At 39.0% G+C, this 25,953-nt stretch carries 27 protein-coding genes; 22 read left to right on the forward strand and 5 right to left on the reverse strand.

Going from position 1 to position 25,953, the window contains the following annotated elements:
* Positions 1-19: 19 nt before the first annotated feature.
* From R50345_RS13605 to R50345_RS13615, 3 genes are read left to right on the forward strand one after another with little or no spacing between them, the layout of a single operon-like run.
* Positions 20-907 (forward strand): sugar phosphate isomerase/epimerase family protein, encoded by an 888-nt coding sequence (locus R50345_RS13605; RefSeq protein WP_042127341.1) that lies wholly within the window; start codon positions 20-22, stop codon positions 905-907.
* 18 nt (positions 908-925) lie between these two features.
* Positions 926-1,975 (forward strand): Gfo/Idh/MocA family protein, encoded by a 1,050-nt coding sequence (locus R50345_RS13610; RefSeq protein WP_042127343.1) that lies wholly within the window; start codon positions 926-928, stop codon positions 1,973-1,975.
* A gap of 45 nt (positions 1,976-2,020) precedes the next feature.
* Positions 2,021-2,494 carry a GNAT family N-acetyltransferase gene (locus R50345_RS13615; RefSeq protein WP_042127346.1) on the forward strand — a complete coding sequence of 158 codons (474 nt, stop codon included), beginning with the start codon at positions 2,021-2,023 and terminating at the stop codon, positions 2,492-2,494.
* A gap of 71 nt (positions 2,495-2,565) precedes the next feature.
* Here the strand turns inward: R50345_RS13615 and R50345_RS13620 are convergent, their stop codons facing one another.
* Both R50345_RS13620 and R50345_RS13625 read right to left on the reverse strand, forming a co-directional pair.
* Positions 2,566-3,324 carry a hypothetical protein gene (locus tag R50345_RS13620; protein WP_042127348.1) on the reverse strand — a complete coding sequence of 253 codons (759 nt, stop codon included), beginning with the start codon at positions 3,322-3,324 and terminating at the stop codon, positions 2,566-2,568.
* A 97-nt stretch (positions 3,325-3,421) separates the two neighbouring features.
* Positions 3,422-3,916, reverse strand: a complete 495-nt coding sequence (locus tag R50345_RS13625) for a hypothetical protein (RefSeq protein WP_042127350.1) — start codon at positions 3,914-3,916, stop codon at positions 3,422-3,424.
* A 177-nt stretch (positions 3,917-4,093) separates the two neighbouring features.
* Between R50345_RS13625 and R50345_RS13630 the strand changes: the two genes are divergently transcribed.
* The 11 genes from R50345_RS13630 (at position 4,094) to R50345_RS13680 (ending at position 12,347) form a co-directional block, all read left to right on the forward strand.
* The gene (locus R50345_RS13630; protein WP_231574188.1) at positions 4,094-5,050 is read left to right on the forward strand and encodes a phosphotransferase; all 957 of its coding nucleotides are present in this window, start codon (positions 4,094-4,096) and stop codon (positions 5,048-5,050) included.
* Positions 5,047-5,697: a pyridoxamine 5'-phosphate oxidase family protein gene (locus R50345_RS13635; RefSeq protein ID WP_042127354.1), complete on the forward strand. Its 651-nt coding sequence runs from the start codon at positions 5,047-5,049 to the stop codon at positions 5,695-5,697. Before R50345_RS13630 ends, R50345_RS13635 begins: the two co-directional genes overlap by 4 nt.
* Before the next feature lie 20 nt (positions 5,698-5,717).
* On the forward strand, positions 5,718-6,575 hold the full coding sequence (locus R50345_RS13640) for a S66 family peptidase (protein ID WP_042127356.1): 858 nt from the start codon (positions 5,718-5,720) through the stop codon (positions 6,573-6,575).
* 48 nt (positions 6,576-6,623) lie between these two features.
* Positions 6,624-7,130, forward strand: coding sequence for a DUF2569 domain-containing protein (locus R50345_RS13645; RefSeq protein ID WP_042127358.1), 507 nt, complete (start codon positions 6,624-6,626; stop codon positions 7,128-7,130).
* Positions 7,131-7,160: 30 nt separating this feature from the next.
* On the forward strand, positions 7,161-7,691 hold the full coding sequence (locus R50345_RS13650; RefSeq protein WP_042127360.1) for a ClbS/DfsB family four-helix bundle protein: 531 nt from the start codon (positions 7,161-7,163) through the stop codon (positions 7,689-7,691).
* Positions 7,669-8,598, forward strand: coding sequence for a hypothetical protein (locus R50345_RS13655; protein ID WP_156114793.1), 930 nt, complete (start codon positions 7,669-7,671; stop codon positions 8,596-8,598). The genes R50345_RS13650 and R50345_RS13655 overlap by 23 nt, the downstream gene beginning before the upstream one ends.
* Before the next feature lie 12 nt (positions 8,599-8,610).
* Positions 8,611-9,042 (forward strand): hypothetical protein, encoded by a 432-nt coding sequence (locus tag R50345_RS31680; RefSeq protein ID WP_197069783.1) that lies wholly within the window; start codon positions 8,611-8,613, stop codon positions 9,040-9,042.
* 149 nt (positions 9,043-9,191) lie between these two features.
* On the forward strand, positions 9,192-10,235 hold the full coding sequence (locus tag R50345_RS13665) for a serine hydrolase domain-containing protein (RefSeq protein ID WP_042127364.1): 1,044 nt from the start codon (positions 9,192-9,194) through the stop codon (positions 10,233-10,235).
* Positions 10,236-10,254: 19 nt separating this feature from the next.
* Positions 10,255-10,842: a DUF5071 domain-containing protein gene (locus R50345_RS30300; protein WP_052414593.1), complete on the forward strand. Its 588-nt coding sequence runs from the start codon at positions 10,255-10,257 to the stop codon at positions 10,840-10,842.
* Between the two features lie 186 nt (positions 10,843-11,028).
* Positions 11,029-11,922, forward strand: a complete 894-nt coding sequence (locus R50345_RS13675; RefSeq protein ID WP_042127366.1) for a PhzF family phenazine biosynthesis isomerase — start codon at positions 11,029-11,031, stop codon at positions 11,920-11,922.
* Positions 11,913-12,347, forward strand: a complete 435-nt coding sequence (locus R50345_RS13680; RefSeq protein ID WP_231574190.1) for an NUDIX hydrolase — start codon at positions 11,913-11,915, stop codon at positions 12,345-12,347. The genes R50345_RS13675 and R50345_RS13680 overlap by 10 nt, the downstream gene beginning before the upstream one ends.
* A 65-nt stretch (positions 12,348-12,412) precedes the next feature.
* Here the strand turns inward: R50345_RS13680 and R50345_RS13685 are convergent, their stop codons facing one another.
* Positions 12,413-13,648, reverse strand: coding sequence for an MFS transporter (locus tag R50345_RS13685; protein ID WP_042127368.1), 1,236 nt, complete (start codon positions 13,646-13,648; stop codon positions 12,413-12,415).
* A 156-nt stretch (positions 13,649-13,804) separates the two neighbouring features.
* Positions 13,805-14,278 carry a MarR family transcriptional regulator gene (locus R50345_RS13690; RefSeq protein WP_042127370.1) on the reverse strand — a complete coding sequence of 158 codons (474 nt, stop codon included), beginning with the start codon at positions 14,276-14,278 and terminating at the stop codon, positions 13,805-13,807.
* A 367-nt stretch (positions 14,279-14,645) separates the two neighbouring features.
* Here R50345_RS13690 and R50345_RS13695 point away from each other — a divergent pair, with 367 nt between their 5' ends.
* The 5 genes from R50345_RS13695 (at position 14,646) to R50345_RS13715 (ending at position 21,828) form a co-directional block, all read left to right on the forward strand.
* A complete protein-coding gene (locus R50345_RS13695) occupies positions 14,646-15,614 on the forward strand; it encodes an ABC transporter permease (protein ID WP_042127372.1) in 969 nt (322 codons plus the stop codon).
* A gap of 29 nt (positions 15,615-15,643) precedes the next feature.
* Positions 15,644-16,540 carry a carbohydrate ABC transporter permease gene (locus R50345_RS13700; protein ID WP_042127373.1) on the forward strand — a complete coding sequence of 299 codons (897 nt, stop codon included), beginning with the start codon at positions 15,644-15,646 and terminating at the stop codon, positions 16,538-16,540.
* A gap of 72 nt (positions 16,541-16,612) precedes the next feature.
* Positions 16,613-18,298, forward strand: a complete 1,686-nt coding sequence (locus tag R50345_RS13705) for an extracellular solute-binding protein (RefSeq protein WP_156114794.1) — start codon at positions 16,613-16,615, stop codon at positions 18,296-18,298.
* A 178-nt stretch (positions 18,299-18,476) separates the two neighbouring features.
* Complete coding sequence (locus R50345_RS13710; RefSeq protein ID WP_042127375.1) at positions 18,477-20,063, forward strand: response regulator; 1,587 nt, start codon at positions 18,477-18,479, stop codon at positions 20,061-20,063.
* Between the two features lie 64 nt (positions 20,064-20,127).
* Positions 20,128-21,828: a sensor histidine kinase gene (locus tag R50345_RS13715; protein WP_052414804.1), complete on the forward strand. Its 1,701-nt coding sequence runs from the start codon at positions 20,128-20,130 to the stop codon at positions 21,826-21,828.
* An 85-nt stretch (positions 21,829-21,913) separates the two neighbouring features.
* On the opposite strand, the gene R50345_RS13720 is transcribed toward R50345_RS13715, so the two are convergent.
* Positions 21,914-22,120: a DUF1657 domain-containing protein gene (locus R50345_RS13720; protein WP_036678243.1), complete on the reverse strand. Its 207-nt coding sequence runs from the start codon at positions 22,118-22,120 to the stop codon at positions 21,914-21,916.
* A gap of 208 nt (positions 22,121-22,328) precedes the next feature.
* On the opposite strand from R50345_RS13720, the gene R50345_RS13725 reads away from it, so the two are divergent.
* From R50345_RS13725 to R50345_RS13735, 3 genes are all read left to right on the forward strand, one after another.
* Positions 22,329-23,189: a DUF421 domain-containing protein gene (locus tag R50345_RS13725; RefSeq protein WP_042127381.1), complete on the forward strand. Its 861-nt coding sequence runs from the start codon at positions 22,329-22,331 to the stop codon at positions 23,187-23,189.
* A 159-nt stretch (positions 23,190-23,348) separates the two neighbouring features.
* Positions 23,349-24,791 carry a spore germination protein gene (locus R50345_RS13730; protein ID WP_042127382.1) on the forward strand — a complete coding sequence of 481 codons (1,443 nt, stop codon included), beginning with the start codon at positions 23,349-23,351 and terminating at the stop codon, positions 24,789-24,791.
* Positions 24,788-25,942: a Ger(x)C family spore germination protein gene (locus R50345_RS13735; protein ID WP_042127384.1), complete on the forward strand. Its 1,155-nt coding sequence runs from the start codon at positions 24,788-24,790 to the stop codon at positions 25,940-25,942. The genes R50345_RS13730 and R50345_RS13735 overlap by 4 nt, the downstream gene beginning before the upstream one ends.
* Positions 25,943-25,953: the final 11 nt, after the last annotated feature.

Consider the following 25,953-nt stretch of genomic DNA (forward strand, 5'->3'; position numbering starts at 1 on the left):
ATATTGGAGTGGTCACAAGATGAAGGATACAATGCGAATTGGAACATTAGTAGGCGGCGGCGACGCTGTAAGAGTGATTCCGCAAATTGTAGGACATGGATTTGAATCTTTTAGCTTAACCTTCTGGCAAACTACAGGGGAAACAGATCTCGTAGAAACTGGAAAGCGTGTGCAAGAGCTTGCAGCAGAACATGACTTCGTGATCTCATCTGTTGGGATCTTCGGCAATCCTTTGACGAATACTGGTGATAATTCCGATGCAATTGCGAGCTGGGAGCGACTGATTGATCATGCTCATTTGTTCGGAACGGATATGGTATCAGGTTTTACAGGAAGGCTGCCAGGGGTATCCATTGATGAATCCATTCCGAAGTTTACCGAGGTGTTTGGAGAGTTGTCCAAAAGAGCAGCGGATCGCGGTTTGCGAATTGCCTTCGAGAACTGTTCCATGGGTGGAGACTGGGGATCAGGTGACTGGAATATTGCTCACAATCCATTAGCTTGGGAGAAGATGTTCAATGCTGTGCCTGCTGATAATATAGGGCTCGAATGGGAGCCATGTCATCAGATGGTCCAATTGATTGATCCGATTCCGCAGCTTCGTAAATGGACAGATAAGATTTTCCATGTGCATGGTAAGGATGCGACCATCGCTTGGGATATTGTAAAAGAATATGGTATCCACGGGCCAAATCCTTATGTATGGCACCGTACTCCGGGCTTTGGAGATACGAACTGGACCGATGTTATTTCTATTTTGCGTCAGGCAGGTTATAAAGGTACGATTGATATTGAAGGCTGGCATGATCCTGTTTATCGGGATGAGCTGGAAATGATGGGACAAGTACATGCTTTAAATTATTTGAAACAATGCCGGGGCGGTAGCTTTGTACCTAATCCGCTGTAACCGTAGAGGGGGAGAATTATGACAGCTCAGTACCGTGTAGCGGTTGCAGGTTGCGGAGGAATGGCTAACGCCTGGATTGAATACGCTTTATCACGTTCAGATATTCAGATTGTTGCTCTTGTAGATATACGATTGGAGTCAGCACAAGCGATGGCAGCAAAGCATGAGATTTCTTGTCTCACGTTTACTGACATTAAAGAAGCAATTCAGGCGACTGAAGCTAATCTTGTGTTTGACGTTACAGTTCCGGGAAGCCATTACAGCATTTCTAGCACTGCATTAGAACTTGGATGTAACGTGTTTAGTGAGAAACCACTGGCAGAGACTATGGAAGAGTGCACTAAGATTGTTGAGATCTCAGAAAGAACTGGAAATGCCCATGCTGTGATGCAGAATCGCCGTTATGACCCTCGTATTCGTTCTTTGCGCAACTTAATTGAGTCTGATACCATTGGGAGAGTAGGTTACATCAGTGCTAGCTTTTTCCTCGGCGCTCATTTCGGGGGGTTCCGTGATGTCATGGAAAGTCCTCTACTACTGGATATGGCGATTCACACCTTTGATCAGGCCCGATTTATAAGTGGAGCCAATCCGATATCTGTTTACTGCCAGGAGTTTAATCCACCCGGATCATGGTATAAGGGGAATGCGTCGGCAGTCTGTATCTTTGAGATGTCGGATGGGTCTGTATTTACTTATCAGGGGTCTTGGTGTGCAGAAGGTGCCTCTACCTCTTGGGAAGCAGCTTGGCGTCTGAATGGGGAAAAAGGAACTGCGATTTGGGATGGTCATGAAATGCCATATGCAGAAGTAGTCGAAGCAGGAGATCAGAGTGATAAATTTATTCGTGATGTTGAGCGTGTAAATGGAGAGATTGTTAATATGGACAAAACCTTCCATCAAGGATGTTTGGAGGAAATGTTCCTGTCCCTAGCAGAAGAGCGTCCAGCAGAGACGAATTGTAGGGATAATCGGTATAGTATGGCAATGGTATTTGGAGCGCTGGAAAGTGCTAAAACAGGTCAGAAAATTGATCTTATCCAGTTCATGAGTGCTTCAGAGCTGTAAATAGTACTTGTGAAATAGAAGCAATGCCAGCAAGGAGAAAGATGAATGGAAATTAGGGCTTATCAGGAATCGGATATTAGTCAGCTTATCTCATTGTTCTATGAGACGGTTCATGCTGTAAACAAACAAGACTATTCACAAGAACAGCTTGATGCTTGGGCACCTAATGAGGAAAAGGCCCTCAAACTTAATACATGGAGTACTTCTTTACGTCAAAATATTACTTATGTAGCCGAAATGAACGGATACATAGTTGGCTTTTCGGATATGACTATGGAAGGGCACTTGGATCGTCTTTATGTCCACAAAGATTTCCAAGGCCAAGGCGTAGCCTCTGCTCTCGTGAACAAGCTTGAATTGAAAGCGAGAGAGCTTGATCTTCATGAAATGGATACCGAAGCAAGTATTACAGCGAGACCCTTTTTCGAACGACATGGTTACGAGCTTGCTGCAGAACAAAGTGTTGAACGAAAAGGCGTTCTGTTAATTAATTATCGGATGCGTAAAAAGTTAATGTAATACAAAAAGCAGATTGCTCCAATGAGCAGTCTGCTTTTTGTATCTAATGAACGAGGATCAATCAACAAGCTTTATTTGGATGAAGAAAAACGATTTATATAATTAGTGATTCCATTTGGAACGAATTTGTTAACTTCATTATTAAACAAGTCTATATAGTTTGCAGTGATAACTTTACTTGGTACTAATGTTAAATTTGAAAAATATTGCTTATACGCCTTATCATAGGTGGATTTATTCACTTCTTTTTGATTTACATAAAAGCTTGGCGTATCATCCGTTTTATCTTGGTCTGGTATGTCTGCCAAGAAGATCTCTTTATCATTAAATTTGGTTCCTTGAAAATTAATCTCGAAAACCTGCAGATAAGAATTGTACGAGCCACTGCTATCTACAAAAGAAATATAATGTAATGTTCCATCCTTTTTGTTCTTATAGAGATTCAGGCCACGATTTTCATTGCGCGGTAGAAATCCACTCATACCTACATTAAATATGCCCTCTGAATTATCCTTCAGCTTTCCTTGGTAATTGAATGGAATGATTTTTCCATTTTGGACGGTTAGAGCAATGTTGATGGGCTGGATGAAACGAAAAGAATACCCCTGTATAAGTTCGGGAGTACCATCAAAGTTTAAATCTACTAAAGTGAAATAATTGAAGCTATCGTCATAAGACCTGTCTCTAGTAGCATCCATTAATGTTTTCTTGATATACTCAGAGTAAAGTGTCTTCCATGATTTTGCAGTTGCTGCTTTTGCTGACGCAGTAATTGGAACACTCCCCAATAATAAAAGTAATGTTACTATGATCAATGCAGTTCGCTTCATGACTCATTAGCTCCTTATCATATTACTATGTACTGGAAATTAATATTACTATTGTTAGATAATATGTTCCAGTAATAATATGGTATATGAAGGGTGTTTAGTCATAAATCAGTTTCATTAAAGCCTCCGAGTCAAAACGATCTCCTTGCACTAACCATTGACCATCCACATCAAACATAGTCAGTATTCCCTCCAAAGGGACACGTTTACTTTCTTTGTCATCCTTATCCAACAAAACAAGATCACAAGTATATTTTAACTCAACAATATCTTTCTTTTGATCGGAGAGGGTGAACTTTAGGTTATCTGGTTCTAAAGAAAGCTTCTGTTTATTAGCGATTTGGTAAGGGATAGTTGTGATTCGGCTCCCTATAGCCTTTTCGGTATAGTATTCAGTAAAATACGGTTTCATTTCTTCATTCCGCGCTAGAATGGATTCAGTAGAAAACAACTCATCAGAAACCTTGACAGTATATTCAACGTTTTTGTACTTCTCAGCGGCCTTAGTGGCATCATCCACTTCTGAGCTACATCCCATAATTAACGATAGTGATAATAAAATTATACTCAATATCAATGATGATTTACGCATTCGAGCACCTCCATGTATTTGATTCTGTATTATTATACTTATATTACCATACATTGGTCTCATGAATTTAAGAAGGAAATGATTCAATTCCCTAAATATGGTATGGTGTAAATAGTATTATCAATAATCTAAAGGGATGGGATACACTTGAGTTTTTTTCCTATTACATACTCACTCTTGTCAACAGACGCGTTATTATTACATATTAAAGAACATTATGAGATTCCAGAACCAGTACAGCTGCAGTATTTTCTTAGAGGTATGAACGATACATATATCTTAGAAACAGCATTGGAAAAATACATCTTTCGTGTGTATCGCGCGGATAGACGAAATAAATCAGACATAAATTTTGAATTAGAATTATTGAACGATTTGCATGGAAAAGGTGTGAACGTCTCCATTCCTATTTCTCGGGTAGATGGGATGATGATTAATGAGTTTTTGGTGCCTGAGGGTGTGAAGTATGGCGTTATGTTTAGTTTTGCTGTAGGAAATGAAAAGCCTATTCATGCGGTAGAAGACAGCTACTTATTTGGCCAGTCAGTTGCACAAATCCACACAGCTACGGATAACTTTAAGAGTGCACATGTAAGAGGTAAACTTGATTTTGAACATTTAATTGAGAAACCGCTTCATACGATCAAACTGCATATGAAGCATCGACAAGAGGATTATCAATTCCTGTATGACCTTGCCAAACAATTAAAAGCGCAGATTGAAGTACATCTGGAAGCGGGGCTCGACTGGGGCATCTGCCATGGCGATTTGCATGGGAATACGAATGTGACTTTCACGGACGAAGGGAAATTAACTCATTATGATTTCGATATTTGTGGTTACGGATGGAGAGCCTATGATATCGCAGAGTATAGATTAGCAAGAGAGATTCATAGTGGCCATAATAAAGATGAAGTAGAGCGGTTATGGGCAGCATTTTTAAATGGATACAGAAGCTTAAGAAATCTCAGTGACAATGATATTAGTGCTGTTCCTATGTTCGTTGCGCTTAGACAGCTTTGGTTATTTGCTTTATGTTTCAGTGAGGGTGAACTTATTGGTGCCGCTGACTTTGACAATGGATTTATCGATAGTAAAATGGATTATTTCAGAAATTTAGAGGTGATCAAATGAAAAAAAAGCTGGGCAGTGAAGAGATTTTTAAAGAAGTTATAGACTCTGAAGAAGAATTAAGGTCAATGTATGGGTATCCCAGTGAATTGGTAAACAACAAGAGTATAACCCTTATCGATCACCATTGCCGAGATTATATTTCCAAATCACCGTTACTCTTTATAGCAACAAGTGATTCATCAGGTAATTGTGATGTATCTCCGCGTGGGGATGCCCCAGGTTTTGTATATGTGTTAGACGACAAGCATTTAGTAATTCCTGAACGGCCTGGTAATCGACGTTTTGATTCTTTGCGCAACATCCTTTTAAATTCAAAAGTGGGCTTGATATTTATTATTCCCGGATTGGAAGAAACCTTAAGGATCAATGGACAGGCAAGAATTATCAAAGATCAAGAAATAATGGTTCATATGGAGGCTCAAGGTAAACTACCGAAATTGGGCATTGCCGTTGAAGTAGAAGAGTGTTATATGCATTGTGCTAAAGCCTTTAAGAGATCACATCTATGGGATGATACGTACTGGCCCTTGAAAGAAGAGCTGCCTAAACCCTCGGTAATCATAGCCGATCACGCGAAAAAGCTTGGGCTATCTCAAGACGATGTATCTAAGTCTTTAAAGGACAGCTACGAGAATCGCTTATATTAGAGATGAGAGGAATAACAGAGATGAGTAGAGCTCTAAAGCTCACTGTTGGGAATAAAGTAGGACTTATCGCTTGTTCTGATGGCGTGAAGGTAGAGAACCTAACTAAAGTTGAAGAATTAATTAGAATTATGAACTCGTTTGGTCTTGAAGTAGTGATTTCCAACACCTTGTTTAGAAGGAATGGTTATTTCAGTGGGAGTCCTAAGGAAAGAGCAGCGGAGCTGAATCTACTATTTAAAAATAATGAAATTCGTGCGATTTTTGATATTTCAGGTGGGGATTCCGCGAACCAGATCTTGGAGTATTTAGACTACGATAATATTCGATTGCATCCAAAGCCTTTTTTCGGAATGAGTGATTTGTCCGTTATTTTGAATGCTTTATACACGCAAAGTAATGCTAAATCCTATCATTATCAATTGATGACTCTTGTTTCTTCTGATGGGGCGGAGCAGCAAGCTGCTTTTTATCGAACATTTTTCGAAGGGCATAACGATCTTTATGATTTCAAATATCATTGGATTCGTGGGAACCAGATGAGCGGGATTGTTATTGGAGGGAATATTCGATGTTTTCTGAAGCTGGCAGGAACCAATTATTTTCCAGACCCTTCGAACCAGATTTTATTCTTAGAAAGTTTAAGTGGCAGAGCGAACAAAATCGTTTCCTTATTTGCCCAGCTGCAGCAAGTTAGAACCTTTGATAAATGCGCTGGAGTAATTCTTGGGTCGTTTACTGAACTTGAGCGCTATAATGAATTTTCAATCGTTGAAGAGTATCTGAAGGAGATCAGCCGAATTCCTATCGTGAAGACGAACGAGATCGGGCATGGTAGTGATAGTAAGTGTCTTATTATTGGAGAGAATATTACTTTATAAAGAAATGATTTTGATAATCCATTAGATGTGAAAACAGGGAGAGTTGTCGTGGAAACAAACATAATCGAAAATAAAAAAGATTACAAGCCTTTAGGAGTGTCAGGACTCGGGGGATGGTTGATCCTCGTACAAATAGGTCTTTATGGGACGATTATCATTCAGATCATGCAGTTTTTCCAGAACTCTTCCATGATGTTTGACACCGAAGTCTGGACTGCACTAACTTCAAGTGAATCAGAGTTTTATCATCCTTTATGGGGAGCTACCGTTGTTTTTGAAATCGTAATTACCCTAGCGCTATTACTTTTTAGTGTATATATTCTAGTTAATTTCTATAGACGGAAATCGATACTACCTCGATTATTAATTATTTTTTATGTGGTGGTACCCGTAGTTGGAATCATTGATTATGTCCTTCTTTTACAAATTCCACTTGTCAGAGAACTTGAAACGGGACGGTCACTCCGGAATGTTATTAGACCTGTGATGACGAGTGCAATTTGGATTGCGTACTTCATGAAATCTGAACGTGTACATAATACTTTTATAAAGTGATTTAGCAAAGGTCTATAAAGGAGAGTTATGATGTCTACACTCAACTATCCCACTAAAGAAGTATTGAAAAAGGCTATACATACTGCGTATTTGTCTCTTGATAAAGAATTTGATGGCATTGAGAATACTCAAAAAGACATTCGTATAGAAGAGGTTGATCGGACACCAGCAGAAATCATTGCGTATCAATTGGGTTGGTTGAACCTTGTGATGAAATGGGATAGGGATGAAAAAGCAGGAAGAGCCGTCATTACGCCTTCACCGGACTATAAATGGAATCAACTTGGCGGATTATATCAATCGTTTTATCATTCATATGCTACCTGCACATTAGACGAATTAAGATCTTTATTTAAAGAAACGGAACATCAGTGGCAGAAATGGATTGATTCTTTAAGTGATGAAGAGCTTTTTACGCAAGGAGTCCGGAAATGGACAGGAAAGAATCCAAGATGGCCTATGGTCAAATGGATTCATATCAATTCCGTTGCACCGTTCAAGACTTTTCGTTCGAAAATTCGTAAATGGAAAAAGCAAAATGGTATTAGCTCAACTAAATAACAGCAGATCAAGCCCCTGTCTAAGAGAAGAAATCTCTGAAGCAGAGGCTTTTTTATGTGAATACAGATTAGTTTTATGTGGAGGAGATGGGATTAGTGGAAGAGAATGTATATTAGTATGCGAAAAAAAGATATCCCGTACTTCTAGATTAAACAGGAGTATTTTTAATAACCCCAAAGGAGCTACTGGTATGATGAAAAAAAGGAAAAAGAAATTCATCATCGCTGCAATTCTTTTTATCTTTCTTATGTTACTAGTAGGTAGCTACATGTTAAATCCTCAACCTGTTCATGCGATGATGGTCGACTTTTCTAGTATGGAGGAGCGTGTTGAACATGTTTATGTGGAACCTGACATCCCTGTGAATATGGAGGATATGATTTTAAACGATCTCACACAATCTAAAGAGAGAATTTTAGAGGTTTTTGACGGGTTACAAGCTAATCCAACCATTTTATTCGTTCAATCTTCTAAAGCCTTAGAGAAATATGCTCAAAATAATCGAACAGCACAAACTTATTATACGTATTGGGGACATTACATCGTTGTCGGTCCTGATGGATTTAATGAGGATGTGATAGCTCATGAACTGCTGCATAGTGAGCTAAGAACGAGATTAATGAATAAGGATAAGGTGCCTGTATGGTTTGATGAAGGGCTAGCAACCGTAGTTGATCATAGATATTTAAGAGATGAAAGTCTAAATTTAGATCATATTAATGATTTAAGTAGTAGAGATGCTTTTTATGAACCCTCACAAGTAAAAGAAAATTATGAGATCGCCCATTCAGAAGTTGTCAGATGGTTTGGGATCGTAGGAAAGTCAGGCTTAATGGAACTTATTGAGGGATTAAATCAAGGCGGAACGTTTAATGAACTGTATAAAGCAATCGAATCCCGTAGATAAGGTGGGGAAAAGATGAAGAAGTTCATTATTATATTTCTAGCCATTGTTGCTTTGCTACCAATACGCTCTATGAGCGCGGACTGGACCTATTCTTTTGTTGTTTACTCAGGCGATATTTATGAAATATCATCAGAAGAAATCGTCCCTTCGAATGAAATCGATAAGAAGATAGGTCAAGTAACCCGATATTCAGACCATGAAGGAACATACAGCGGCAACTTTTCAAATACTTACCCTAAAGGAACGCCATATTATTCGATTAAGAATACTGATCCAAAAGAAATCATTGCCATTCAGACCAACGAAGCTGAATTTGTCAAAGCCATAAATAAAGGTCAATATGCCAACGGTCAATTGGAAGGTAAAACGATTTGGTTTTTTATAATTGGGTCTTTAGTTATTGTGTTATTAATAATATGGATAATAAAACGAAAATATCGTTAGGAAAACCTGTTACTTTGATTACGACAGTGTATGATTCGGGGTTAACCAAGTTGTAATTAATAATTATTTCCTTAGTATTTTTGCTGGAGTTATGTGTTTTTGTTGTTCTTCTTGTCATTTGGAAGGTAGATTGGAGGATTGGATAACCCATGACAACCAAAAGAATACAAAACATCGAGAAGATTTTTAATAAAACAACAAGTTCTAAACATATTCATGAAGGAGTCATTTTCGTAGAGAACACCAATGGCGACTTCTCTTACAGCAAAGAATATGGAGGCAAGGGTGTTGACTCCCCGTTACTAATGGCCAGCATCACCAAGCTATTTACTACAACCTGTATTTTAGGTTTACTAGAGAAAAATGAACTTTCTTTGGATGATAGGCTTACAAAGTATTTTGATAATGAGCTGTTAAGTAATATCCATGTGTTTGGTGGCAAGGATTATTCATTTGATCTGACCCTATCCGATTTGTTGTTTCAGACCAGTGGGCTGCCGGATGTGTTTGAAGAAGGAGGAAATAGTGCTAAGAGTCGTGCCATAAAGGAGGACTATTACACAACCTTCAGTGAGCAGGTGGCGCTGGTAAAGAACCTGAAACCACATTTTGCACCTCGAACTAAGCGAAAAGCATACTATGCCGATATAAACTTTGACATGCTTGGTGAAATCGTTGAGAGAGTAACAAATACAACATTAGCTGATGCTTATAAGAAATACATATTTGAACCACTAGCATTCGAGAGTACATATCTGCCTGAACATGAAAATGATATTATACCGAATATCTATTATATGGATAAATCTATTTATCGACCCAAAGTGATTAGAAGCAGTCGTGCGAGTGGAGGCTGTATCACCACTGCTCGTGAATTAATGATATTTACGAAGGCCTTCTTTGGAGGCAAGCTGTTTAATAAGGAGTTGTTTGAACAACTATCGGCATCTAATAAACTTCAAGCATCCATGGGACCTATCTACTATGGCAGTGGTTACATGAGAATTCCTTTGAATGGGTTAATTACGCTTTTTATGGGCAAAGGAGAGTTAATGGGGCACTCTGGATCAACAGGATCGTTTGCTTTTTATTATCCGATTAAAGATTTATTTATGGTGGGAGATTTGAACCAGATGGGTAATGCTGCACTGCCTATAAGGCTATCGATGAAGCTTGCTATGACAACGAAATGATGATGAAAAGGCGGATACAATGGAAAGTATATCAAGTTTAATCAAAAAGTTATCATGGGGCACACCCGAAGAGGAAAAAGAAGATGCAATTAAGAAGCTACAATATATAGAGGAAGAGAATCTTCATTTGTTACTGCAGCCTATTTCAAAAGACTATTGGGATGGAGCGGCTGAAACAGTCGTGCGTTTGGGATATCCACGTGTGAAGAGTGTACTGACAGGTTTACTTGAATGGATACAAGATACAAATTGGCCAGGTGCGGGGCAAATATCAGTTTTTTTACGTGAAATAGGGGATCCGATGATTCCATATGTTAAAGAAGTACTAAATCACCACAGCGATGATCAAGAATGGGTGTACAATATTTTTGAAGAATTAATAAATCATTGGAATAAGAAACAAGTGCTACAGATTCAAGAAGAATTAATTAAAATTTCACAGGAAAAAGCTAGTGATCTTACGGCATTAAGAATCCTGTTAACTCATAATGTGTACTCAAAAGAAGGAGTCTGTGAAATCATCCAGCGTAAAAAAGATGCCCTTCTATTTGAACTCAAGGAACTTCATGATACGCATCCTGAAATTGATTGTGAAGCACTTAATTAAGGATTCAGAGAAACAATTTACAAACAACCAAATTTATCTAAAGAGTATCATGAAGACAATATAGAGCAGTTTATTATATGTAATGCTATTTCAAACCTCGAAAATAATTTAAGTGAAATAGAGATTTTTACAGCAGAGTGTCTCACTTAATCAGTCTATATGTATTTTAAAAAAGGAGACTTACCAGTGAACAATGTCAAAGTCCTTCATTATGATGCTTTTTCGCCCTATCCGAACAAAGGAAATCCTGCGGGAGTAGTGTTAGATGCGGCTCATTTAAGTGAAAGTGACATGCAATCTATTGCTCACAAGGTCGGCTTTAACGAAACAGTTTTTGTAGTTTCATCAGATGTAGCTGATTTAAGGCTTAAGTATTTTACGCCAGGCCATGAGATCGATCTTTGTGGACATGCTACAATGGCATCTTTATTTGCTTTGAAAACAAAGGGGATTCTTGGAGAGGTTAGCTCGGTAAATATTGAAACAAATGTAGGAGTGCTACCCATTCGATTTAGCTTCGATAATAACAACCAATTAATGATAAAAATGAAGCAAGATCATCCGAAGTTTATTGAATTTAACGGTGATAGAGCCGAGCTTGCGCACGCCATAGGTTTAACCCTTGATGAGGTAGAAGAGGATCTGCCTATTGTTTATGGTTGTACAGGTGCTTGGACGCTATTAGTCCCTGTTAAGAATAAAGAAAGTTTTAATAAAATGAAACCGATAAACCGGTTGTTTCCAGATATTTTAACGCAGCTTCCAAAAGCATCGGTGCACCCATTCGCAATTCTAAATGATAATCCGCACGCACTCATGCACGCTAGACATTTCTCATCGCCTTATTCGGGAACCGTTGAAGATCCAGTAACAGGTACAGCGTCAGGTGTTATGGGGGCCTATTTTTTGAATTATATTGATACGCATCTGGATTCGATTCAATTTAATGTAGAACAAGGGCATGAGATTGGTAGAGATGGAAAAGTGAGTGTTGACGTATATCGAAATGAATCCGGTGAAATGGATGTATTTATTTCTGGAACCGCAGTGTTTGTTAAGGAGTTTGACATATGGAGCTGATAAAACATACTCATCTTGGAGTATATGGTGTCTTAGTTATTAACGATAGAGTATTACTAATTAAGAAAGCAAGAGGCCCTCATACGGGGAAGTGGGACTTTCCAGGTGGATCTATTGAGTTTGGAGAGGAACCGTATGAGACTCTTAAGAGGGAGTTTTGGGAAGAGACAGGAATTACAAGTTTAAAAGGGGAACTTCAAGATTCTATTTCCTATACTTTAATTTATCCATACAGTGATACTCAGCTAGAAGAATTACACCATATCGGGATCATATATGAGGTGGAATTACTAGATTTGAATTATGAACTAAAGACTGATGGGGATGAACAAGACTCTCTAGGCGCCCAGTGGATAGACATTGAACAATTAAACACCCTTGAATTAACACCTTTCGTTAAAAAAATACTGCTGGGTTCTTATTAATAATAGGGTTTCAGAACTTGTCACTAAGTTTTGAAACCCTATTATTTGTTCTTAAGACCACCTGCTTACATATTTACAAGTGTCCCCTTATTCAATACTGATATAGCTGCTGCAATAAGGATCATACCCATAAAAGCGGGTGCGGCGTGACCAAGTGATACATAGATTTGTCCTCCAATGATAGGCCCAATCATTCTAGCTAAAGCCTGGATAGATTGGCTACCTCCCTGAATCCTTCCTTGTTCACTAGAATCGACAGACTTGGAGAGCATCCCATTGAAGGAAGGCCCAAAAATCGAATCACCAAAACCGAATATAAACATTCCAGCGATAAAAAGAGGATAGAATGCGAACAAAGCGGATGCTGCAATAAGACTGTAGCCTATAATCTCCGAAAACATTCCAAGAGTTGCTATCTGTTTATCACTAAGTTTCTTCAAAAGCTTTGGCATTAAGAAACCTTGTGAAATGATGTCTTGAAGGCCCATTATTGAAAACATAAGTCCGATTAGTGCAGGCTTCCAACTGAAAGTATCCATAGTGAATTGTGAAAAAACTGCCTGCAAAGATCCGTTAGGTATCCAAAGTAAGAACGCTGAGACAAGTAGCCTATTTAAGTTTTTCATAGAAAGTAAGTTCGCAAGCTGTGAAAATGGATTCAGTCTTACAAAGGTAATCTCTTTCAGTCTATTCTTCTTATCAAGGCTCTCAGGCATAAAAAAGAATCCATAAACAACGTTCAATAAAGTTATTATTGCTCCAAAGTACAAGGGTATAGAATAACCAAACTTAGCCAGTAATCCGCCTATAGTTGGGCCGATGACGGTGCCTACACCTACAACCGCACTCACCCATCCGAAGTATTTGGTTCTCTGTTCTGAAGGAATAATGTCTGCAAAATATGCGAAGATCGTGCTTATACTCCCGCCTGTTATACCTTCGATTATGCGTCCAGCAAAAAGTACCCATAGAGCACCTCCAATACCAAAAACGAAATACCCGATTGCGGAACCCAAGAGGCAAACTAAGAGCAATGGACGACGACCATATTTGTCGCTCAAAGCTCCAAGTATGGGGGCTGCAAAAAACACGCAGATTGCATAAACAGAGGTCAGCAGCGTAACAATTATAGCTTGTTCTCCCGGATTGCTTGTATAAGGCTGCACTAAGAATGGGACGACAGGCATTATGATACTGAAGCCGATTCCGCAAAGAAACACAGAGATAAGACCGAATATTAAAGCGTGTTTATCTATGGATTGTTCTGTGTTCTGTTTATTGTGTGATCTAAATAAGGACATATAAATTCGCTCCTCAAACGTTATTATTTTGATTCCTAGGAAACATATTCATCTTAATGAAATTATGTTTCCTTGTCAACAAAATAATAAAAATAAAAAATGCAGCTCGTTCTCAATAGAGCCCGGCTGCCTGTGGTTTCATATCATTATTTAAATTTAATCCGACTTAATATCTATACCCATTTTCTTTATTTCTTTATCCAAATGCCTATTATACTTCTCGACAAAACTAAGCATACTTTCAAATTGTTCCTCGGTTATTTGCTCAAATACAGCTTTATCCCGCTCTTGAAACTCTTTGTGCAGATCCTCATGGATTTTATAAATTACTTTTCCTTGCTCAGTAAGCCTAAAATAGATTTCTTTCTTGTTATCCGACTTCTGGTAGCTTTCGATAAGGCCTTTTTCTATGAGCTTCTTAGTTAATTTACTGATGGCACCGCGAGTCATATAAAAGGACTCCGCAAGTTTTGTCACGTTGGAATCTACATTTTTTTCAATGTATTCAATACAATGTACTTCGGAAGATGTATACCCCTTAAGACTTTCTTCCATCTTATCTTTATTAAGCCAAACGATCTTATTATATAGGTCCCTGACACCCATTAGGATCTGTTCTTCCTTGTTCATGACCTATCCTCCTACCCGTAAGTGCATTAGCAATATTATATTAAATTTTTGTTTCTGTTTCAACAATATTAAAGATGAGTAAACATTCTACTGATTGCAGGATTCAAGGTATAATTCGATTGCTAAACGATGAAAAGCGCTGGTGATTTCCAATAAAAGTAATATCGGACGAGCAATTACAAGACAGTGTCAAAGTATCAATAATAGTTGTTTTGTCATATACCTTTGAAAGCGCTTAGATATTAAGATTGGTTCATAAGGTCGCAGATCAACGGAAGGAGAGTAGAGGAGAACCAAGGCTGCAAAAAGAGAGAAGGCCATGCAAGCTGATTTAATTATAAGAATCTAGGTTTAGGAGGACTTACATATGGCGAACGCAAGCGTCGCACCAGACAAGACATCAAGACCGAATCTGGGCAAGCATCGGACCAGCGGGATAAGACGCTTTTTTAAGCAAATAGATCTACAGCTTATGGTATTGCCGGCACTCGTTCTAGTTTTTATTTTTGCTTATATCCCCATGTACGGTATTCTAATCGCTTTTCAAGATTACAAGTTAGGTAATAGTTTTATTAGCAGTGATTGGGTTGGATTAAAGCATTTTATTTACTTCTTTAATGCTCCTGAATTTGAAGTAGTTATGAAAAATACAATCATAATCAGCTTACTGAAGTTCTGTTTTGGATTTCCTGCACCGATTATTTTGGCGTTAATGCTGAACGAAGTTCGTAAAATGTTCTTTAAACGGGTTATTCAGACCGTTACATACTTGCCTCACTTTTTATCTTGGGTGGTTATCGGCTCAATGGTTACCTCGATGCTATCCGTAGATAATGGCAGTATAAATATGCTGCTTGAGAAATTGAGATTTATTGATGAACCGATTAACTTCCTATCTATGACCGAATATTTCTGGGGCATTTTAGTTACAACCAATGTATGGAAGGAAATTGGATTTGCCTCGATCGTTTACTTAGCTGCCATTGCTGGTATTGATCCGCACTTATACGAAGCTGCTTCGATGGATGGTGCGAGTCGCTTTAAACAGATATATTTAATTACGTTGCCTTCCATTATGCCAGTTGTGATCATCTTTATGATTCTGGCTATCGGTAATTTGGTGAATGCAGGATTTGAAGATATTTTGATCCTTGCTTCCAATCCGGCTCTACGAGAGGTATCAGATTCAGTTGATGTGTATGTTGTACGTGTTGGTATAGATAACTTCAGGTACTCCTATGCGACTGCTATCGGATTGTTCAAGGCCGTTATCAGTGTGACATTACTTACCTTTGCAAATTTCATTGCCAGAAGAGCAGGAAACAGCTTGTGGTAATGAATTACTCAATATAGGGGGACTGAACTATGAAACGTACTAACATAGGAGACCGATTGTTCATTGGATTCATATATGTATTCTTGACCTTACTGGCATTCTCCGCGTTTTATCCATTTTGGAATTCACTTGTGATTTCTTTTAACGAGGGGATGGATACCTCCAAAGGCGGAATTACTTTCTGGGTCCGCGAGTTCACGCTAGAGAATTATAAGATCGTATTTGAAGATTCTCGTTTAATGGGTGGATTCGTCATTGCTACATTAAGAACGGTAATTGGTACTGTAACAGCGATATTGGCCACTTCGATATTTGCTTATGGGATGTCAAAGCGTGAACTTATGGGTCGAAAATATTACATGATTATGTGTATCATTACAATGTATTTCGGTGGGGGACTCATTCCGTCATACATGCTAATCAGAAGTTTAGGTCTCTTCAACTCATTTTGGGTGTTTATTATTCCTGCACTTGTCAGTGTATGGAATATGATCATATTCCGGACCTTCTTTCAAGGTCTACCGCAAGGCTTGGAGGAGTCAGCAAAGATTGATGGCTGCGGATACTGGGGAACTTTTCTCCGAATCGTACTTCCCTTGTCAGGGCCTGTTATCGCAACATTATCGTTGTTCACAGCAGTTAATCACTGGAATGAGTGGTTCGTAGCGAGTATTTACATTACGAAAGAGGAGTTAATGCCGATTCAGACTATCTTGAGACAGATATTGTTCTCTAATATTGCTTCAGAACAGCTGTCTAATGTAGATGCAAGTTCCATTGCTCATATTAACTCAGCCAAGAAAATAACGTCGAAGTCATTAACGATGGCAACGATCATGGTTGCAACCATTCCGATTGTATGTGTATACCCATTCCTACAAAGATTCTTCGTTAAAGGGGTCTTAGTCGGATCATTGAAAGAGTAGGATGATAGAATGAGATGGGGTTTAGAGCATATTGCTTTGAACATAGATTACAAATTGAAAGGGGAAAATACATTGAAGACTAAGAGAAAGATGCTTCTCGGAACGTTGTCTACCTTGCTATTATCGACTGTGGTGGCGGGTTGTAGTGGCAACAATTCAAGCGCTCCAGCTGCAACTGCTGAACCAGCGAAAGAAGGAGGAACAGCGGTTAACACAGCAACTGAAGCTCCAGCGGCTGATTTGTATGAGTTAGGGAAAGAACCGCTTGAAGTATCCTTCTACGGAAACTACGGCTGGTATCAAATGCCGAAATGGGGCAAGGATGCCGCTTCTAAATGGATTTTAGATAATTTGAAAATCAATGTCACTGGTATTAGCTCCGGTGGTAATAATGCTCAAAAACTGCAAACAATGATTGTGGGTAACGAGCTGCCGGATATTGTGTGGACTGAGAAAGGTGCTGACGTAGAACGTCTTCGTCAAGCAGATATGCTAGTTCCTTTGGATGAATACATTGATAAATATCCAAACTTTAAAAAATACTTAACAGCTGGACATTTGGAATTGCTTCGTTCTCCTGATGGAAAAATCTATCAGCTGCCGAATTATTATACAACACAGCCTAACGGAAATGCCGGTTATGCGATCAATAAGAAAATTTACAAAGAACTCGGTTCTCCTAAGCTAGAGACTACGGATGATTTGTATGCTTACTTAAATGCTGTTAAAGCGAAGTTCCCAGATGTTATTCCGTTTGAGACTGGCTTAGCGAAAGATGGTAACGGTATTGACCAGTTGTTCTCCTCGTTTAAAGAGAATAACCTTTCGTATACTAGAATATACGCTGTACCTGATGGCGACAAAATGGCTTCCATTTACAAAGATGAAGGGTTCCGTGAGTCCGTTGTCTTTGGTGCTAAATTAATGCGTGAGAAGCTTATGACACAGGATGCGAATACCCAAACAGAAGACCAAATTAGAGAGAAAGCGATGAATGGCAAGTTCGCTGTGATTGCGACATTCGATCCGATGAAGTTGCTCGCTACTGCTGATGAAGAGATGAAGAAGAAAAATCCGGAAGATGGTTATATGTTTATTAAACCAATCTACAAACCGGGCTTGGATCAAAGTAAGATTACTCCGGGAACGTACAATCAGCTAGGCTGGAACGTTGCTACAATTACTAAAAACGCTAAAAATCCAGAAGCTGTATTCGCTATGCTTGACTGGATGACAGGTCCAGAAGGTTCTATGGTTCTGAACTGGGGTCCTCCAGGACCAGACGCTTACTGGGATGGCTTTGAAGCAGATGGACTTACTCCTAAATTTAATAAAGATAAATATCTAAATGAGCCAGAAGAATTATCTGAAATTAGCGGTAAGGCTGGTGACTTGGTTTGGGTAGGAAACACAGTTTTCTTGGATAATACGAAGAAAATGATGTTGCAAACCCTTCCAGCTGATAAAATCGACTTTAGTAACCGTTGGCAGATGGAAGTAACGTGGGCTTCACAAGGCGACTTTACGGAGTTCCTAAATTGGGATCCGGCTCCCGACAGTGAAGAAGGTATTATCAGACAAAGTGTCAGAGATATCTGGTTAACTGCTAGAGCGAAATCAATGTATGCGAAAACTGATGCAGAAGCATTAGCAATTCTTGATAAAGCGCACGATGATTCCATGAAGGTTGGTTATGAGAAATTCCTTGATTATGTTACAAAAGTATGGACTGAAAACAAGAAAGCTTTAGGAAAATAATCATTAGTAATGCGAAGGTTTGCTACTAGGCAAGCCTTCGTTTTTACGTTCGATTCTGATGACTCCTTGTTTATGAGCTGATAGACAAATTAATGAATGGTATACTGGAAAAGAGTAATGGTAGAATTTACAGGATTTTCAGGGATAGATTTAAGGCATTTCAAAGGGGGACTTGTTGATGTACAACGTATTATTAGTAGATGATGAGATGCTTGATTTAGAAGGTATGAGACAATTCATTCCTTGGGATGAGCTTGGTATGGAAGTTGTGGAGGCAGCAAATAACGCGTTTACCGCATGCGATATTTTAGATCAGCATGTGATTGATATTATCGTTAGTGATGTGAATATGCCGAATATGTCGGGTCTAGAGCTGGCCCGGATTGCCATAGAGAAGAAAAAGGATATACGCGTGATATTTGTAAGCGGTTACCAAGATTTCAGCTATGTGAAGCAAGCATTGTCACTAAAGGCGTATAGCTACGTCCTTAAGCCAATGGATGACAGCGAACTCATTGCTGCACTTCAGAAAGTAAGGCAAGATTTAGACGATGAACGAAAACGTCGTGACGTCGAAGAAGCCTATCAGCATATGATTCCAATGGCCAAAAATGATTTGTTGATACGCTTGTTTGAAGGAGAATGGGAAGGGGATGAGAAGAGCCAGGCCGGAATGTTGTCACTTGTAAAGTCATACGGTCTGGATCAGCTGAATTGGCCTGTTCGTGTAGCTGTCCTGGAGCTGGACTATTTTAATTGGCTTCAAGGACAGGATAATCTAACTAAACATCAAATGGCCAAGGACTTCCTTTATGAAGTAAATAGAATAGGTCAGAAGCATGGTATGCCACATTGCTACAAGGTATCGTCTTACCGGATTGCATTATTGATTAACGAACAGGAAATGGGAAATTTCACTGAGGATATTTTCGCCTCGATTCGTGCGAAGTTTCCAGTCACAATGACTGTGGGTGTTGGGAAACCAACATTTTCTATGGAACAGGTCCACATCTCCTATCGACAAGCTATGGAGGCTGTGGACGGAAAAATGTTCATTGGCAAAGGCAAACTTATTATGTATGAAACGGTTAGCAGCGAACCTGGGATGATTGACGCTCGTATGTTAGATACCCGCATGGATACGCTGTTTAAAGCAATGAAAGAGTATGAGTTAGTTCTTATTTATGATGAGATTGACAAACTGTTCCGCTCAGTAAGTAGTTTGAGATCCAAATTCACTATTCATAATCTGGCCATGTATATCATATGGAAGCTGGATCAGCAATTAAAGGATGTTAACGAGGATTTATTTGAAATATTAGGGATGGAGATACATAGCTTAGATGTTCTACACCAATTCGATACGATCAGTGATATTCGCTCCTGGCTCGTACTTAAAACATTTGAAATCTCAGAGTATCTCCGTAGCAAATCTGATTCTGTGAACCATAAACTCATTAGAGAGATTATCCAATTGATGCAGGACAGAATGAGCGATAACTTTACGCTTAAAGATATAGCGCAGCAGTTCTCTTTCTCGCCTAACTATTTGGGTTATCTATTCAAAGAGGAAACTGGGAAAACGTTTAGTGAAGTACTCACACAGCTTCGAATGGATCAAGCCGGCAAGCTTTTAAAAGATCCAACGTGTAAAATCTATGAAATCGCTAGCAAAGTAGGCTATCGTTATCTCCCTTATTTCAGCAGACAGTTCAAAGAGGCTTATGGTATGACACCTATGGAGTATCGTAAGCGCGACAAGTGATGGGGGATGATGTTCTGTGAAAAAGCGAAGTAAACATAAGTATGTGCCGATTGGCTATAAGTTAATGCTGACGTATATGTTTTTTATTATTATTCCTATTTCCCTAATCGGGTTCGTCTCGCACTCCATGTATAATGATTCATTACGCGAGCATATCAATACGAATATTAAAGGAACGTTATTACAGATTCGTGACAACATTGATTATAAAATGGACGAAGTCACTCGAATATCAACACAATTATACAGTGATTTTGATTTCTATCGAAATCTTCGGAGTTATGAGGAAGGCTGGGAAAATTACGACCGGATGTCTAAGAAGGTATTGCCGAAGCTTGACGTAGCTATTCAATCTACAGGTGTGAAGATTGGGATGTCGCTATTCTTAAAGAATGAATCGATCCCTGAGATCTATTCGAATTCACTTGAGGGCTATCTTGATAATAGCAGCTTTTATCATCTCTACCACATGAAACGGATTGAAGGGAAATCGTGGTATTATGATTTTCCAGCTGAAAAATACGCTGAAACTATGAAATGGTGGCAGATCGAGAGCGATGTAGAGAATAATCGCATCTCGTTGCTCCGCAGACTAATTGATACATACGAACCTCTTAAGCCTAAAGAGATTGGATTCCTACGGATTAATGTAAGGATTCCTGATCTATTTGACAGTGTCAATTATACGAAGATTGGAAAAGGAAGTAATTTAATTATTAAGAACGAGTTTGGAAGAACAATGTATCAATCGGGTGAATTACCGGAGAACTATACCAATGAAGCCGAGCTGAATAAGGATTACCTGACGATTAAAGAAACCATTATGGTTGCTAACCAAGCATGGCAATTAATCGCACTTGTTCCAATTGCTATCCTTGAAAAGGATGCAATGAAGGTACGTTTGTTTATTATTTTAATGTGTCTCATATGTTGTGTGGTCTTTAGCTTCGTGGGCATATTTATCTCCCGTTATTTTTCAATACGGATTAATAAGTTTGTATATGTGCTTAATGCCTATCGGGAAGGTGATCTTCACAAACGTATTAAATATCGAGGGAAGGACGAATTCTCTCAGATAGCAACTGCGTTAAATGATATGGGTGAAAATATTGATATGTTGATTAAAGAGGTGTATCTGACGCAGCTCCAGAAGAAGGAAGCAGAGCTTGAGATTCTGCAATCGCAAATCAATCCGCACTTCTTGTATAATACTTTATCATCTATTGTTCAGTTAGCTAAATTTGGTCAAAATGAGAAGCTACAGAAGATGGTACTGGAATTAGCGAAGTTTTACCGCCTAACGCTTAATGAAGGTCGTACGATGATTCCGGTTCCAACGGAAATTGAGCAGGCGAATGCCTACTTAGAAATTCAGAAAATTAAATACGGTGACCGCTTAGAGGTCATGTTTGATTTTGATACAGAGATTTGGCCTTATGAGACCATTAAACTGATTCTACAACCCTTTATAGAGAACGTGCTCAAGCATGCTTGGTGTGGCGATCACATTCATATACGAATTGTTGGTCGGAAGGAAGGCGATCATATCCTGTTCCGCATCATTGACGATGGGATAGGCATCAGACAGGAACGTATCGATCAGATTTTTGATTCGAAGGGTCACACGAACACAGGTTACGGGGTTCGTAATGTGGATCAACGCATTAAACTGCAATATGGACCAGAGTATGGCGTTACAATTTTTAGTCGTGTTGGAATTGGCACTTCAGTTCAGATTCGGATTCCTGCTAAAAAAAGAAAGTAAGCAGTATTGCAGTTATGATATAGAGAAGGGGTCATTAAGCTAGTTATCGCTAGCTTAATGACCCCTTTGATTGTTCAAGTGAAAGTTAGAAACCTTTGTATTGAGGTTCTTCTGACTCTAATTCGGTTACCCGATTTTCAACCTGTGTAACGATTTGTTGCGTTTGCTCAGCTGCATTTGTGAATAAAGTCTTTGCACTTTCGTTTTGTGTTTCAAGTGCAAATTGCTCCAAGCTCGCTTGAGCGCCTTTTAAAGAAGATAAACATGTTTTAACTTGTGAGGCTACTGTCATTAGGTTTCTCTCCTCTGTTTTAAGTTTCTAGCATAACGTTTCCTATTGTCCTCAACCGTTACTTTAGTTATGCAGGCAAAAAATAGAAGCTTAATACGTTAACCGATTTCCATAAATAAGTAGTCTAATTCAGGATTGAATGGACCTTTTTTGACAAATAATGAGTGTTACTAAACAAGTGTTGATTTAAAAAAGGAGGAAAATTGTGATGCCGGAGTGGTTGGAGGTTGTAGTACGAACACTCTTTGCTGTGGTTGTGCTTTTCTTTTTAACTAAATTACTGGGGAAGAGACAAGTATCGCAGCTTTCGTTCTTCGAGTATATTACGGGGATAACCGTCGGCAGCTTAGCCGCCTATATTTCTTTGGATACGGATAAGTATTGGCATTTAGGACTCATTGCATTGATTGTATGGGTCGCTTGTTCTTTAGGAATTGAATGGCTTCAGATGAAGAGTAAAAAAGCAAGAGACTTCATTGACTTTAAGTCCACAGTTCTTATAAAGGACGGAAAAATACTCGAAGATCATATGAAAAAGGAACGTTTAACAACAGATGAATTATTGGAAGAGTTACGAAAAAAGGATGTATTCAATATATCTGAAGTGGAATTTGCGATTATGGAGTCTGATGGAGCGATTAATGTTCTGCTTAAGAAGGAGTATCTCCCTCTATCGGCAAAAGACCTGGGTGTGAAGGTTGCCCCACAAAAAGAGTCACAAGCCGTCATTATGGATGGAAAGGTATTAGATAAACCGTTAGATACCTTAAATCTGACTCGCAGCTGGCTTGATGGAGCGCTAGAGAAAATGGGGCTAACCGTCGAGAATGTATTTCTCGCTCAAGTTGATTCTTATGGAGAGCTGACGGTCGATTTGTATGCCGACAACTTTAAAGTTCCACAGCCGCAAGATAAACCACAATTATATGCTTTGCTAAAAAAATGTGAAGCGGATCTGGAAATGTTTAGTTTGTCGACAGACAATGAAAAAGCTAAAAAAATGTACGAACAATGCTCACAGCAATTGCAAGCATCTTTGAAAGTGCTAAAGCCTTTAATCCAAAGTTGATGTGCTAACAAACCTCATACCTAAAAGCAAAAAAGAACCGGTTATTCGCATCGGTTCTTTTTTTCGTATCCAGCTAAATGATGTAAAGAGTATAAATCTCGTATACCATTGGCAAACTAAGTCAGATTCGCAAGTCACAACCTAGGAGGTATACAGCCTATGTCAGGAATTTTAGAAACCATTAAAGATCAACTGGAGGGATGCAGTGATGCGGTGTATCAGTCCATTTCTGTTCATGGGCAAACCTGTCTTTTGATTTTTTTACCCTCCATTATCGATTCCAAGACACTTCATGATAGTATTGCTTTGCCGCTGAAAACAGAAGCAGAAGCGAAGCTGGAATGGACAGATTTTTTAGAACGGTTAGATCAAGGTGTTGTTTTTCCTATCCCATACCTCAAGGCATTTGATTTACAGAAGATCGTAGATCTGATCGTTGCTGGAAAAGTAGTGCTTTGTATAGAGGATATCCCTTATGTTTATTATTTTGAAATTACTCAATATCAAAAAAGATCAGTGACCGAATCACAAAATGAACTTGTTGTTATTGGTCCCCAAGAAGCATTCATTGAAGATATAGAAACGAATCTCTCTATGCTTCGACATAAAATTAAACATCCGGATCTAAAAACCGTTCATTATTCGATTGGAAAATATACAAAAACTGATGTGTATGTGGTCTATATTGAAGGACTTTGCAAAAAAGAAATTCTAGCTGAGATTAAACAAAAACTAGGCGAAATAGATATTGACGGGATACTAGGCATTAGTTATATATCAGAATACTTAAGAGATGGTAACCTCACACCATTTCCGGTATTTCAATATACAGAACGGCCTGATTCGGTGGCAGCATCTTTAATGGAAGGCCGGATCGGAATCATACAAGATGGCACACCTACTGCAATGCTTGCTCCGACATCTTTTTTTACTATGCTGCAATCCTCTGAAGATTATTATCAAAGCTTTTATGCAGCAAGCTGGATTCGTTTAGTTCGATTTCTATTCTCAATCATATCCATGATTCTTCCATCCCTTTATGTAGCAATTACAACCTTTCACCCGCAGATCATTCCACCAAACCTGTTAATTACGATTGCTTCAGCTAGAGAGAACATTCCCTTCTCAGCTCTTACTGAAGCTTTAATTATGGAGCTTACCTTTGAAGCACTTAGAGAAGCTGGGACGAGAATTCCAAAGCCTGTAGGGCAGACGGTATCCATTATTGGAGGTATCGTTATTGGTCAGGCAGCAGTCCAAGCAGGAATTGTATCAGCTCCAATGGTTATTGTTGTTTCTATTACCGGAATCGCCACCTATATCATTCCTCATTATGAGCTGGGTCTGACTTTCCGGCTTCTTCGATTCCCGTTACTTGTTATGGGTGGAACAATGGGACTGCTCGGGGTATATATTACAGCTTTTTTGATTTACGGACATTTAGCCAATTTAAGACCGTTAGGTGCTCCATATTTGCAACCCGTTGCCCCTCTTGTGTTACGAGACTGGAAGGATACATTAGCTCGCTTCCCCTCGAACTTTATGACGAAGCGCAGTAACCTCTTTACAGATAGAAATAAAAGGAGACAGAAAGAGAAATGAGAATCCTGAAGCTAGGAGTTATTGTGATTTTGCTCCTAAATATAACAGGTTGTAGGTCGTCGAAGGTAGAACTGGATGAACTAACATTTGTATACGGAATGTTTATCGATGAGGGCAAAGAACCAGGTACTGTTGAAGTTACAATTAACTCACCTTTGCCCAACCGTCTTAACGCAGCGGGCCAGCCTTCAAGTGGCGGTGGAGGAGACGGTAATACTTATTCTACCGTTTCTAAGACAGCAGGATCGATTGCGGATGCCATGCTGTTAATTCAAAAAGACTTAACACGTCAACTAAGTCTTTCTCAATTGAAAGTTATTGTCTTAGGGAAGACCTATGCTGAAAAAGGAATCAGCGAATTATTCCTATGGATTGAAAGAGAACCAAGTCTGCCTTTAGGTGCGTATGTTATGGCTAGCCCCACAAGTGCAAAAGAGATGAATACTTTAACACCTATTTACGAGCAATTGCCTTCGGATGTACTAAGGAACTTTGGATCAGAGAGGTATTTGTTTTCAACTACGATTAAAGATTGCCTGTTTGCAGAGGCATCAGGTGTAGGATTTGCAATAAACAATCTTTCATTTGGTAAAAAAGAAGAAACGTCGAAAGAGGGAAAGCCGGAGTACTGGGCCGGAATTCAAGGGGCGATGCTGTTTCATAGAGATAAAATGAAAGGAACACTTAAGCTTAAAGAGGGAAGGGCATTAGCTTGGGCGGTAGGTAGTCTTAAGCTGGCAGTTTACACCGTCGAATGGGATGAGGGGAAAAGTGCCGCAAGTGTTGTATTTGTAAGCACAAAAGCATCAAAGAAGCTAAAACATACAGATAATGGACCGGTGTTCACTGTGAATTTAAAAGGGAAAGCTAGTGTGATTTATTTAAGGGATCCAAAAAATAGGGATGCAGAGGAACTCGGTCAAATTATCATTGCGAAGCTTAAAGAAAAAGTCTCTGATAATCTTGCCGAAGCCATTCGTAATACTCAAAAATCAGGTGCTGATGTTTTGCAACTCGGCTTGTTATTGGAATGGAATGATCCAAAGCAATGGAAGCAGCTTAGTAAGAGGTGGGAGAATTATTATGCCCATGAGGCTGATATTAAGGTGAAGACAGATTTTAGTATTGTAGATTTTGGAACGGCAAAATAGCAAAATAAAGA

The organism is Paenibacillus sp. FSL R5-0345 (genome assembly GCF_000758585.1).
Classification (GTDB): Bacteria; Bacillota; Bacilli; order Paenibacillales; family Paenibacillaceae; genus Paenibacillus_AQ.